The organism is Subsaximicrobium wynnwilliamsii (assembly GCF_007997225.1).
Classification (GTDB): Bacteria; Bacteroidota; Bacteroidia; order Flavobacteriales; family Flavobacteriaceae; genus Psychroserpens; species Psychroserpens wynnwilliamsii.
This window is the reverse complement of record NZ_VORM01000004.1, coordinates 37,032-49,912: the sequence shown is the minus strand read 5'-3', so window position 1 is coordinate 49,912 and position 12,881 is coordinate 37,032. Positions and strand designations below refer to the sequence as shown.

Below are 12,881 nucleotides of genomic sequence, written 5' to 3'. Positions count from 1 at the left end.
AGTTTGTCACGTTTCTAGGCTTGGTACTTTTTTTGACTAGTCTTAGTCTAGTAAATAAAACCAATTATAAACAGTTTCCCGCTTTTGTGGGAATGACAAATAAAATTATTTATCATGACAAAAGGTAATATTAATGTATCGGTAGAGAATATTTTTCCGCTGATAAAGAAATTCCTCTACAGTGACCACGAAATTTTCTTACGTGAGCTCATCAGTAACGCCACAGATGCGACTTTGAAATTGAAGCATTTAACCAGCATTGGCGAAATTAGTGTTGAATATGGCAGCCCAAAAATCGAAATTAAAATTGATAAGGAAGGCAATAAATTACACATTACAGACCAAGGTGTTGGGATGACTGCGGAAGAGGTTGAAAAATACATCAACCAGATTGCATTTTCTGGCGCTGAAGAGTTCTTGGAAAAATATAAGGAAGCTGGAAAAGATACTGGAATCATAGGTCATTTCGGTCTCGGTTTCTACTCCGCATTTATGGTGGCAAGCAAAGTAGAGATCATCACAAAATCCTATAAAGATGAACCTGCAGTGCATTGGATGTGCGACGGTTCTCCAGAATTCTCTTTGGAAGAAACCGAAAAGGCCGAAAGAGGCACTGAAATCATTCTGCACATGGCAGAAGATTCCACCGAGTTTTTAGAGGAAAGTAGAATACGTGAACTGTTGACCAAGTACAACAAATTCATGCCCATCCCTATTAAATTCGGAACCAAAGAAATAAACGATCCTGAATTTACACCTAAGGAAATCAAGGATAAAGAGGGTAAGGAAACCACCGAGCCACACAAAAAGATCAGCGTTGATAATATCATCAACAATCCAGATCCTGCCTGGACCAAGCAACCAGCAGATTTAGAAACCAAGGATTACCAAGAATTCTACAGGGAATTATACCCTATGCAATTTGAGGAGCCTTTGTTCCACATTCACTTGAACGTGGATTATCCGTTCAATTTGACTGGGATTCTTTATTTCCCTAAGATGACCAACGATTTGAACATACAACGCGATAAGATCCAATTGTATCAAAATCAGGTTTTCGTAACCGATAATGTAGAAGGCATCGTGCCCGAATTTTTGACGATGTTGAAAGGGGTCATTGATTCTCCAGATATTCCGTTGAACGTGTCAAGGTCTTACTTACAGGCAGATGGCGCGGTTAAGAAGATTTCGTCTTACATCACTAGAAAAGTGGCCGATAAGTTGAAATCCCTTTTCAACGAGAACCGCGAGGATTTCGAAGCAAAATGGAATGATATCAAGATTGTGATTGAGTACGGCATGCTTTCCGAAGATAAATTCTTTGATAAGGCAGATGCTTTTGCACTCTACCCAACGGTTGATGGCAAGTACTACACCTATCAAGAATTATTCGATAAAACCAAAGAAAAGCAAACCGATAAAGACGGTAAACTGGTGGTGCTTTATGCATCTAATGAAGATACGCAACACTCGTACATCGAAGCCGCGAAAGCGAAAGGCTACGAAGTCTTGTTGTTGGATTCGCCAATCGTGCCGCACTTGATCCAGAAATTGGAAAGCTCAAAAGAGAACATTTCCTTTGCTAGGGTTGATGGCGATCATATTGATAATTTGATCAAGACCGAAGAAACCGCGATTTCCAAATTATCTGACGATGAGAAAAAACAGTTGGAAGACATCTTGAAGGACGCCATTCCTGCGGAAAAATTCTCAGTGCAATTGGAAGCGATGGATAGCGATGCGTCGCCGTTTATCATCACACAGCCAGAGTTTATGCGTCGTATGAAAGAGATGCAACAAACCGGTGGCGGTGGTGGAATGTTTGGGATGGGCAATATGCCAGAGATGTACAATCTTGTCGTGAACACCAATTCTGAATTGGTTGGCGAAATCCTAAACACCAAGACCAAGAAAAAACAAGAACGTTTAATTACCCAAAGTCTCGACTTGGCGCGATTGTCACAAGGCTTGCTCAAAGGTAAGGAGCTAACCGATTTTGTGAAACGCAGCTATGAGATGATCAAGTAGCACATTCCTGCGCAGGCAGGAATCTCATGATAAAAGCACTGAAGCCACTTTGTGAAAACGAAGTGGCTTTTTTCGTTTTTAGACGTTGATTTCAAATTACAGATCCAGTTTTTACGGCACATGCCTGCGCAGGCAAGAATCTCATGATAGAAGCACTAAATTCACTTTGTAAAAACGAAGTGGCTTTTTTCGTTTTGGATATTGATTTCAAATTACAGATCCAGTTTTTGCGGCACATTCCTGCGCAGGCAAGAATCTCATGATAGAAGCACCAAAGCCACTTTGTGAAAACGAAGTGGTTTTTTTATGTTTAGAAATCCCTATGACTGTTCAGAAGAAAGCTCAAATTGGACGAAAGACCAATAATTTTAGGAGATTATATTTTATATAATTGATCTTCAGTTGTATGTGCTTATAATTTGCGTCCCACTACCCACTACCTACTACCCACTACCTACTACCTAAAACACCTAAACCCCACGCCGTCCCTCGACTTCTAACGACAATTTGAGACCAAACCAAAAGCTGAGTTCTGCTGCCATACGCATTCCTAACTCATCGAAAGTTTGGGTTTACGCATCGAAACCTATGCTTGCCTAAATGCTCATTTTTAGATATGCAATAGATGTTTAGGTTTGAAGTACTCTAACACTTAAAACCGTTTGTCATGAAAAATTTAATGAGTTTAAACATCAAAACAGCTTGTTCCGAAAAATTTGACCATTTTACACCCACTGCAGATGGTGGTTTTTGTGGGTCTTGTCAAAAAAATGTCATTGACTTTACACAAATGAAGTCAAAAGACATTGCTGCCCATTTCGAAAACAAATCATCCCATAACACCTGCGGAAGGTTCTATGGTGCCCAATTGGCAATCCATCTTCAAAAACGGAAGCAGATTAACGTTTTAGCCGGAATTGGTATGGCATGTCTGTCAATCTTTTCAATGCTAAGCTCACAAGCCCAGGAATCCATTAAGTCATTGCGCTCATCTCAAAAGGCTCCAACGGGTAAGGAAACGTCCCAATTTCAGAACTATATTAGTGTCAAAGGCAATGTGTCTGAAGGCGATACAGTTCTACCCGGAGTTAACGTTGTTTTAGAGGGAACCACCAAAGGCACTTCAACAAATTTTGATGGTGATTTTGAATTCCCTGATCAACTTAAAGTGGGCGATGTGCTCGTGTTCAGTTATGTGGGTTTCGCTTCTCAAAAAGTCATAATCGAAAATAAAGACTCCGCGTCTAAAATCGACCTAAAAATTGACATGAAAATGGATTCCTGCATCATCATGGGAAAAGTCGCCGTAAAGGAAGTTTACAAATCAGTAAAAGATTAACACCTCATGTTTCTAAAGAAAAGTCTGTTATTTTCCATTTTAATTCTAGTTCTAGGTCAAAGTTATGCGCAAATATCCGATTTTGAATCAATCAATTTTACTAGAGCCGATAACCGTGCTGTGCTGCATGAAGGTCGCAGTTTGGAAAATTTACCAGTACTCGCACATGATCTCACATTCAATTTGGACACTGAGGTTGAAAAGTTCAGAGCCATTTATAGATGGGTTTGTCATAACATCAGCGGCGACATCAGGCAAAATAATATCACGAGTCGTAAACGTGAAAAGTATAGAAACGATAGTATAGCTTATCTCAAATGGAATGCGGAATATAAAAGAATAGCCTTCAAGACCTTATTAAGACGAAAAAAAACGATGTGTACCGGTTACGCCTATTTGATTAAGGAATTATGTTTTTTAGCCAATATTGAAGCGGTAATCGTAGATGGCTACGGAAGAACAGTAGCTTCGAACGTTGAAGCTTTAGACATGACCAACCATTCTTGGAATGCGGTAAAATTAAACGACAAATGGTATCTCTGTGACGCCACTTGGTCCAGTGGTTATATGGTTAATGATGCGCTTTTTATAAACGATTATAATGCCGGCTACTTTCTGGCTGAGCCCAAATTATTTGCGAAAAACCATTATCCCATTCAGAAAAAGTGGTTGCTCAATGCGATACTTTCAGCCTCAGAATTTGTGGAATCTCCATTGATCTATGGCGCTACTTTTGAGCACCAAATCATCCCTGTAAGCCCAACACGATTAACGACTAATACAGGCACAGATACTGAAGTCCATTTCAGTTTTAAGACCTTAGAGCAGGTTGATGGTGAAAGCATTCAGCTTATTCAGTCTTCTGGATCAAGGGAAAAGGCTTTTAAGATTGAAGGGTTCAAAAATGAAAATGGAACAGTTAGGTTTACCACTAAATTTAGGCACAAAGGCACTTATGATGTCCATTTGAAAATAGGGAGCGATGTGGTGGCTTCCTATACCATACGAGTAGATAAGGTATAGCTGAAGATCATGATGCGATTAACAAATTTGCAATTTTGTAATCTCAGAACTATGTTGTGAAAACAAAGTGGTTTTTTGAGTTCGTTTTTTCTTCGGAATAATAAAGTGTAACTTTAACTACTGTTTTTAAATTCCGCATTATGGCCAACCCTATTTTTAAAGCCGTCTACAGCCATCCTGAACTCAAAACAGCAGATTTGGAGGCCATTCAAGCGGCACATGAACCCTTCGGTTTTTCAAAAGGAGAGGTGTTTCTGAAAGCTGGACAGACCGCTAATAATTATTTTTTGATTGAAACCGGATTGTTGCGTTCATTTGCCCATGATTTCGACGGAAATGAAATCACGACAGGATTTACAGGCGCAAATGAAATCATGATCGAAGTGGCTTCTTTGTTTCAGCGGAAGCCTTCCGTAGAAAATTTCATTGCGTTGACCGATGGTGTCGCATGGAAAATAGAGTTCGAGGATTTTCAGAAATTATACCATGACATACCAGCTTTCAACGAATGGGGGCGCGCCTGGATGTCGCATCAGCTTTTTGTTGCCAAGCAGCGCAACATCGATATGCTCACCAAAAGTGCTACCGTACGCTATGTGAACTTATTGAAGGACAAGCCCCAAATTGTTCTGGAGGCACCACTAAAGCACATCGCCACTTATTTGGGCGTTACCAATACCTCATTGAGCAGAATAAGAAAAGAAATTGCGACCTAAAGCCAGAACTTGTCCTATGGCAAGTGCCTTACGCAACATAATTATTAAATTTGAGACTAATTCTTCTTAAAACTCAAAATTATGGCATCTCAAAATCCAATTGTATGGTTTGAAATTTATGTAAAAAACATGAAACGCGCCCAAACTTTTTATGAAGAGGTCTTTGATGTAAAGCTCAGCGAACTCCCAACGCCAGATACTCTGGATGGCCCAATGCAAATGATGGCCTTCCCAAGTGAGATGGACGGACCTGGCGCTGCTGGCGTTTTGGTAAAAATGGAAGGCTTTGAGGCTGGCAATAACTCGACCTTGGTCTATTTTCGAAGTGATGATTGTCAAGAGCAAAAACGCATCGAAAAAGCTGGCGGAACAGTGTGTCAAACCAAACAATCCTTGGGAGAACATGGCTTTATGGTCTTGGCAAAGGATACTGAAGGCAATATGTTTGGGATTCACTCAATGAAATAAACATTTTAAAACGCAAAAAATGAACGCATTCTGGTTTAATCTTCCAATACATAATATTGAAAAATCAAAGCGCTTTTATACTGAAATCGGCTTTATAAATAACGAAAGCTATCAAGACGACGGGTCAGCCAGTTTCTTTATTGGCGAGCACAAGTTCGTCATGATGCTGTTTCAGCACGAACAGTTCCAGCCAATGCTTGGCAACGGGATTACCGACACCGATAAAAGTAACGAAGTGCTTTTCAACTTGAATGCAAATAGTAACAGGAGGTTGATGATTTTGCAATGACCGTTGAAAAAGCTGGTGCAGAAGTATATTCAAAACCTGCCGAATTTCAAGGCTTTATGTATGGTTTTGGATCCAAGGACCTCGATGGCCACCATTGGAATATGTTGTATATGGATATGGCGAAGCCAGCATCGTAAACGATAGATCAAATAAAATGCTAACAAATGAACCATCTTGTGAATACAAGGTGGTTTTTTATGGTCAACGTAGATTTTTACACCAATGGTTGTGCTGCCCTTTTCTTAGTCGATTAAGGGTTTTGAGTGTTGATTTTTGTTTTTTCCTCCCATATTTCAGCAAGTTAAACCAGTGCACTGGAAAAAGTCAAAAAATTCAAATGGCTTTATTGGTATTATAATTTTTTAAATATACCTTATAGCCATCATGACATTGCTATGGAAGAAAAGTTAATTTTAAAGAAAAAACCGGTATATCCCATTACCGATGCACTCTCAAAATACCTCACGGTAGAAGGCAGGAATATCAATATTCCTGTATTTTATGACGACTTGCTTCGTTTTCAAGGCGGGGTCAATATCTTAGACGATAATGATAAGGACACGCTGTGGCTCAGCTGTTATTATTCTGAATTTGAGCGTGAAGAGCTTGAACTTAGCCTGAAACAAATGTACTCGATCCTGCATTCCGATGGGAGTGATTCCATTTTACCATATCTCAGTATTGATAGTATCGATTTTTGCACTTTTGGCAATACCAAGCCTTTTCGGGTCAAGGTGCGAAATATCTTGAATGATAACTACATGTTTATCTACGTCAAAAAAGCCGATGCCTCACGAATATATGGTTTGGAGTTGGAGCATATTTTATCGCCAAACCATATCAATTTCTTGGTGCATAAAGACACCTTGATTGAAGATCATATTTTAGGGATTCCGGGAGATATATTTATTGAAGAGCATCTCGATACCATTTCAGAGCAAGATAAACGGGCGCTCGCGAAAGAATTTGTTAAATTCAATGAGCGCTGTTTTGTAAGACTCTTGGCAGATATGCGCTCTTACAATTACGTCATCGTGATTACCCATGATTTTGATCGCATCCAATACCGCATTCGCGCAGTGGATTTTGACCAACAAAGTTATGAGGGCAACCCAAAGGTCTACAGACTTCAATTTCTCAAGGAGAATAATGCGCTTGTTAAAATGTCACTAGATGTTTTGGCCAAAGAATCCATAGAACAATATAAAAAGGAAGAGCGCTCTTTATTGGCAAAACGGGCTACGAGTGAGAAGGAACGTCTTCAGGAGTTGATAAAATGCATGAGCGAAGATTCTATTTCTTCCCTAGAAAAAGTCAAGGAACTTAGGCGGGGCTTATATCAGCTTACTAACGACGTCAATTTTAAGAAAGCTGTCAACATGGGCGAATTGCTAAATGCAGCTCTTGATTTTATCATTCGTAATTACCAGAGTGAAAATCCATACATCATTAAATAACACAACATAAATAACATCATTACAAATGAAAATCAAAAAGGTTCTAATTGCCAATAGAGGAGAAATAGCGATTCGGGTTTTGCGTGCCTGCACCGAGCTCAATTTAAAAACGGTCGCTGTTTACACCTATGAAGATCGCTATTCCCAACACCGCAATAAAGCAGATGAATCCTACCAGATTGGAGAAAACGATCAGCCTTTAAGACCTTATTTGAATATTGATTTACTCATCAGGTTAGCAAAGTCAAAAGGGGTGGATGCGATTCATCCTGGTTATGGTTTTCTTTCTGAAAACTCAGAATTTGCAAGGCAATGTGCTGCAAACGGAATCATCTTTATTGGTCCAGAACCAGAGGTAATGGATGCTTTGGGTGATAAGATCACCGCAAAAAAAGTGGCGGTAAAATGCCATGTGCCGATTATTGAAAGCAATAAAAAGAAACTCAGTTCGCTCAAAATCGCAATAGCCGAGGCAAAAAGCATAGGCTATCCATTAATGCTCAAAGCTGCATCTGGTGGTGGAGGCCGAGGGATGCGCATCATTAAAAAGGAAGAAGACCTCGAGAATAATTTTGACTCTGCAAGAAACGAGGCGGCTAATGCTTTTGGCGATGACACCATGTTTTTGGAGAAATATGTGGAAAACCCAAAACACATCGAAGTGCAAATTGTAGCCGATAATTATGGTAACATTAGACATTTGCATGAACGGGATTGCTCGGTACAACGCCGCCATCAAAAAGTGGTGGAAATTGCGCCATCGCATAATGTGAGCGATAAAGTAAAGCAAGACCTTTACAAATATGCAGTCGACATCGCAAAACAAGTGAATTATAATAATATTGGTACGGTCGAATTTTTAGTGGACAAAGAAGACCAAATTTACTTTATAGAGGTCAATCCAAGAATCCAGGTTGAGCATACGGTTACAGAAATGGTCACTGGCATTGATTTGGTAAAAACTCAGATTTTCGTGGCTGGTGGGTACAAACTGGATAGCAAACAAATCAAGATTTATGGGCAGGATTCCATTTCAACCTACGGTTTTGCTTTGCAATGCCGTTTAACCACGGAAGATCCTGCCAACAATTTCACGCCAGATTATGGCAGCGTCACTACCTATAGAAGTGCTTCGGGTATGGGGATTCGTTTAGATGCCGGCAGCATTTATCAAGGGTATAATATCAGTCCGTTTTTTGACTCCTTGTTGGTCAAGGTGTCTTCACATGGCAGAACGCTGGATGGTGCCACACGTAAAATGGTGCGTGCCCTAAAGGAATTCAGGATTAGAGGCGTCAAGACCAACATCCATTTTCTTCAAAATGTGATTCAGCACCCTACGTTCAAGGATGGTAAGGCGACGGTTAATTTTATTCAGAATACGCCGTCGTTGTTTAAAATAGATTTGCCTCAGGATCGTACCTCCAAAGTGGTCAATTTTTTGGCGGAAGTGATTGTCAATGGCAATTCCGACGTTAAAAATATTGAAGAGAACAAGGTGTTTAGAAACCCAAAAATTCCGAAGTTCGATTCGGAAGCAACTCATCCAAAAGGCAGCAAAGACATGCTTACGGAAATGGGGCCAGAAAAATTTTGCCAATGGTTGATGGCTGAGAAAAAAATCCATTTTACAGATACCACCATGCGCGATGCGCACCAATCGCTATTGGCCACAAGAATGCGAACCTTTGACATGATGAAGGTGGCCGAAAGTTATGCCAAAAACCATCCTCAAATTTTTAGCATGGAAGTATGGGGAGGGGCCACATTTGACGTGTGCATGCGATTTTTGTACGAGAGCCCGTGGACCCGACTAAGGCAACTACGCCAGGCCATGCCAAATGTGCTGTTTCAAATGTTGTTGCGGGGCTCAAATGCCGTGGGCTACAAAGCATATCCCGATAATTTAATCGAGAAATTTGTTGAGAAATCATGGGAAAATGGGGTGGATGTCTTCAGGATTTTTGATTCCCTCAACTGGGTAAAAGCCATGGAACCGAGCATCAATTATGTGCGCAATAAAACCGGAGGTATTGCAGAAGCTGCATTGAGCTATACCGGCGATATTTTAGATGTCAAGGAGACCAAATACACCTTAGCCTATTACACCCAATTGGCCAAGGATTTGGAGAATGCAGGAGCACACATGATTGCCATAAAGGATATGGCAGGTTTGTTGAAACCTTATGCTGCGACCGAGTTGGTTGCCGCTTTGAAAGACACTGTGAAGCTACCAATTCATTTACATACCCATGACACCTCGTCACTACAATCGGCCACCTATTTGAAAGCGATAGAGGCTGGTGTTGATGTCGTGGATGTGGCATTGGGTGGTTTGTCTGGCTTGACGTCTCAACCAAATTTCAACGCCATTGTTGAAATGATGAAGAATCAACCAAGAGCGCATGACTTTGATATGGTAAAACTGAATGAATTCTCCAATTTTTGGGAAGATACCAGAGAATTGTATTATCCATTTGAGTCTGGCTTAAAAGCGGGTACTGCGGAAGTATTTCAACATGAAATCCCAGGCGGTCAATATTCCAACTTGCGGCCTCAGGCCATCGCCTTGGGCATTGGAGATCGCTTTGATGAAGTCAAGAGAATGTATGCCGCAGTAAATACACTTTTTGGCAACCTTATCAAGGTAACACCAAGCTCTAAAGTGGTTGGCGATATGGCGATTTTCATGGTTACCAATAATCTAACTACCGATGATGTGATGCAACGTGGCGAGGAAATTTCCTTTCCAGAATCTGTGATTAGTTTCTTCATGGGCGATCTGGGGCAACCCACAGGCGGATTTCCTAAAAAACTTCAAAAGATCATCCTCAAAAACCGTAAACCCTTTACCAATAGACCCAATGCGCATTTAGAGCCCATAGACTTTGATGGTGAATTTGAAGCGTTTAAGAAAAAGTTCCAAAAGGGGTTCACAAGAACTATGGAGATGGAAGATTTCCTCTCTTACACCCTGTATCCAAAAGTATATGAGAAGGCGCACGAGAACTATAAAAAATATGGTAATCTTACCTTGGTACCCACCGAGAACTTTTTCTACGGCATGAAACTCCGTGAAGAGATCTTGATTGACTTGGAACCAGGCAAAACGGTTATCATCAAATTATTGTCTGTAGGGATTCCTAACGACACGGGCGTTAGAACGGTGTTTTTCAAAGTCAATGGTGAAAACAGATTCGTTGAGGTTTTGGATACGTCCTTGAATATTAAAGTGGAGCAAAACACCAAGACCGATCCCGAAAACACCAACCATGTGGGAGCGCCTTTACAGGGTTCTTTATATAAGATCTTGGTTAAAAAAGGACAGGCTATCAAGGAAAATGATCCCTTGTTTGTGATTGAAGCCATGAAGATGGAAACCACAGTAACCGCCTTTAAATCGGGGAAGGTAAAAGCGGTAGCGCTTAAGGAAGGTGCCATGGTCAAACAAGATGATCTTGTGATCACTATGGAATAAGGTTTTAATCCCAGAGGCTTGCCCCTAGCTTATTGATTTTTGAGAACTTGATCTTTACGCAGTCAACAGGTTTGGATATTGGTATTTGGAATTTTTTCATTGGAATTTCTTCCGTTGTAACCAATCCTCCAGTCCTGTCGTCCTATTTATAAATCATTCATAGCAATCAAAACAATTTATCTCATGAAACACGTCGCACACATTTTAAAATTAAGCTTAATCTTAGGGTTTATACTTTCAGCAAGCTTTACCAACGCTCAGGATTTGGAGCAACAAATCAATAGCTATGTGGCTTCCGAATATAATGCTGACACACCTGGCGTTTCCATTCTAGTCGCCAAAAACGGAAAAATAATTTACGAGAATGCCTTTGGGATGGCCAATTTGGAATTGGATGTCAAGGCACAACCCAATAATGTCTTCGAAATCGGTTCTATTACCAAACAGTTTACTGCGGTCGCCATCTTGATGCTGGAGGAGCAGGGCAAACTCAAGGTGAGCGATGATATCGTGAAATACATTCCAGAGTATCCAACCCAAGGCAAAACAATTAGGATCCACAACTTATTGAACCATACTTCAGGTATAAAAAGTTATACCAACATGCCCAGTTTCATGAGTTCTGCGAGAACCGACATGACGCCGGTTGAATTGATAGATGTCTTTAAAAATGAGCCTTCTGAATTTGATCCAGGCACGCAATACAATTATAATAATTCAGGATATATTCTGCTTGGCCATATCATTGAAGTGGTGTCCGGCATGAGCTATTCCGATTTCATACAGGCCAATATTTTCGATAAAGTGGGTATGGAAAACTCGTATTATGGCAGCATGACCCAGCTCATTCAAAATCGCGCGAGTGGCTATTCTGAAACAGAGACTGGCTATCGCAATTCCGATTATTTGAGTCTGACCTTGCCTTATGCAGCGGGGTCCATTATGAGTACCACAGCCGATTTATTGAAATGGCAAAACGCCATCAGCGCCAATACTTTGATTGAGAGAAGCTCCCTTGATAAGGCCATCAATGGCAGTGAACTGAATGCTGGCGACGCGATTCCCTATGGTTATGGATGGCAAAAGGGCGACATCAATGGCTCAAAGACGGTTGAACATTCGGGTGGTATTTTTGGCTATTCTTCCAACGGGATCTTTCTGCCAGAAGAAAATGTTTATGTGATTGGCTTGAGTAATTGCGACTGCGGAAGTGTAGGTGGCATTACCGCCAACATTGCTGCCATGGCGATAGGCAAACCCTTTCCGAAGAAGGAAGACGCCATCACATTGACCGAAGCCCAATTGCAAAAATGGGTAGGGGCTTATGCTTTTAACAATGATGTGATCAGGCACGTCTCCCTCAAAGAAGGACAGCTCTACAGTTTGCGCGAAGGCAGTAGAACGATGGAAATCTACCCAATGACAGAGGTCAATTTCATCTTTGACGGTGGCGCAACTACCTATGAGTTTTATACGGAAGACGGAAACCGAATGGTAAAATTCACCGCCAACGGAAACACAGAAATAGGTAAAGGCATTGATAAAGCGCTGCCTTCTGAAAAAGAATCCATAACATTACCAACAGAGACGCTCAAGCAATACCCAGGTAAATATGAGTTACAGCCCACATTCCACATCGTTATTGAAGTTAAGGACGATAAGGTTTTTGCAACCGCAACCGGGCAGCAGCAATTTGAGGTTTTCGCCAGTGCAAAAGATGAATTCTTCCTTAAAGTAGTGCCTGCGGAAATTGTTTTCAACAGAACAGCAGATGGAACTGTCGAAAGCCTGACCTTAAAGCAGGGTGGAAACAATATGCTTGGTAAGAAATTGGAGTAAAGTTGATTAGCCTTGAGCCTTGAGCTATGAGCTATGAGAGTTGAGACCTATACGAGTGAGTACCGACTTTTGCCGTTTAGCGGAATGTAAACATCTGCTGCGTTTGTTCGTCTGAAAGAAGTAGAACATAAAAAGAACAGCGCGAAAAGTAAAAGCAATGATTTAAAAAAATTGAAAAGAAAACAGATCCTGTAAATCTCAGCAGCATCCCATTTTGGTATTATAAGCGTGATAAAAAAAGGAA

10 protein-coding genes are annotated in these 12,881 nt (G+C 40.8%); all 10 read left to right on the top strand.

The annotated features are described in order from the left end of the window. Positions 1–114 precede the first annotated feature (114 nt). The 10 genes from htpG to ESY88_RS04510 all read left to right on the top strand — a co-directional run bounded on the left by htpG (position 115) and on the right by ESY88_RS04510 (position 12,637). Complete coding sequence (gene htpG / locus ESY88_RS04550; RefSeq protein WP_147085462.1) at positions 115–2,028, top strand: molecular chaperone HtpG; 1,914 nt, start codon at positions 115–117, stop codon at positions 2,026–2,028. A gap of 667 nt (positions 2,029–2,695) precedes the next feature. Further along, positions 2,696–3,367, top strand: coding sequence for a carboxypeptidase-like regulatory domain-containing protein (locus ESY88_RS21335; protein WP_223270719.1), 672 nt, complete (start codon positions 2,696–2,698; stop codon positions 3,365–3,367). A 6-nt stretch (positions 3,368–3,373) separates the two neighbouring features. Continuing rightward, positions 3,374–4,390 (top strand): transglutaminase domain-containing protein, encoded by a 1,017-nt coding sequence (locus ESY88_RS04540; protein WP_147085461.1) that lies wholly within the window; start codon positions 3,374–3,376, stop codon positions 4,388–4,390. A gap of 140 nt (positions 4,391–4,530) precedes the next feature. Continuing rightward, entirely contained in the window at positions 4,531–5,106 is a 576-nt protein-coding gene (locus ESY88_RS04535) for a Crp/Fnr family transcriptional regulator (RefSeq protein WP_147085460.1), read from the top strand. Between the two features lie 81 nt (positions 5,107–5,187). Beyond that, positions 5,188–5,574: a VOC family protein gene (locus ESY88_RS04530; protein ID WP_147085459.1), complete on the top strand. Its 387-nt coding sequence runs from the start codon at positions 5,188–5,190 to the stop codon at positions 5,572–5,574. Between the two features lie 19 nt (positions 5,575–5,593). Then, positions 5,594–5,863: a VOC family protein gene (locus tag ESY88_RS04525; protein WP_147085458.1), complete on the top strand. Its 270-nt coding sequence runs from the start codon at positions 5,594–5,596 to the stop codon at positions 5,861–5,863. Beyond that, entirely contained in the window at positions 5,860–6,000 is a 141-nt protein-coding gene (locus ESY88_RS20875; RefSeq protein WP_189702521.1) for a hypothetical protein, read from the top strand. The genes ESY88_RS04525 and ESY88_RS20875 overlap by 4 nt, the downstream gene beginning before the upstream one ends. 258 nt (positions 6,001–6,258) lie before the next feature. Further along, a complete protein-coding gene (locus ESY88_RS04520; RefSeq protein ID WP_147085457.1) occupies positions 6,259–7,320 on the top strand; it encodes a hypothetical protein in 1,062 nt (353 codons plus the stop codon). A 25-nt stretch (positions 7,321–7,345) separates the two neighbouring features. Further along, positions 7,346–10,798 (top strand): pyruvate carboxylase, encoded by a 3,453-nt coding sequence (locus tag ESY88_RS04515; RefSeq protein WP_147085456.1) that lies wholly within the window; start codon positions 7,346–7,348, stop codon positions 10,796–10,798. 183 nt (positions 10,799–10,981) lie between these two features. Continuing rightward, the gene (locus ESY88_RS04510; protein WP_147085455.1) at positions 10,982–12,637 is read left to right on the top strand and encodes a serine hydrolase; all 1,656 of its coding nucleotides are present in this window, start codon (positions 10,982–10,984) and stop codon (positions 12,635–12,637) included. The last annotated feature ends 244 nt before the right edge of the window (positions 12,638–12,881 follow it).

Bases quoted from the DNA above. Each gene is read 5' to 3' on its own strand.
- htpG (WP_147085462.1), top strand. From the start codon at position 115: ATGACAAAAGGTAATATTAATGTATCGGTAGAGAATATTTTTCCGCTG.
- ESY88_RS21335 (WP_223270719.1), top strand. From the start codon at position 2,696: ATGAAAAATTTAATGAGTTTAAACATCAAAACAGCTTGTTCCGAAAAA.
- ESY88_RS04540 (WP_147085461.1), top strand. From the start codon at position 3,374: ATGTTTCTAAAGAAAAGTCTGTTATTTTCCATTTTAATTCTAGTTCTA.
- ESY88_RS04535 (WP_147085460.1), top strand. From the start codon at position 4,531: ATGGCCAACCCTATTTTTAAAGCCGTCTACAGCCATCCTGAACTCAAA.
- ESY88_RS04530 (WP_147085459.1), top strand. From the start codon at position 5,188: ATGGCATCTCAAAATCCAATTGTATGGTTTGAAATTTATGTAAAAAAC.
- ESY88_RS04525 (WP_147085458.1), top strand. From the start codon at position 5,594: ATGAACGCATTCTGGTTTAATCTTCCAATACATAATATTGAAAAATCA.
- ESY88_RS20875 (WP_189702521.1), top strand. From the start codon at position 5,860: ATGACCGTTGAAAAAGCTGGTGCAGAAGTATATTCAAAACCTGCCGAA.
- ESY88_RS04520 (WP_147085457.1), top strand. From the start codon at position 6,259: ATGGAAGAAAAGTTAATTTTAAAGAAAAAACCGGTATATCCCATTACC.
- ESY88_RS04515 (WP_147085456.1), top strand. From the start codon at position 7,346: ATGAAAATCAAAAAGGTTCTAATTGCCAATAGAGGAGAAATAGCGATT.
- ESY88_RS04510 (WP_147085455.1), top strand. From the start codon at position 10,982: ATGAAACACGTCGCACACATTTTAAAATTAAGCTTAATCTTAGGGTTT.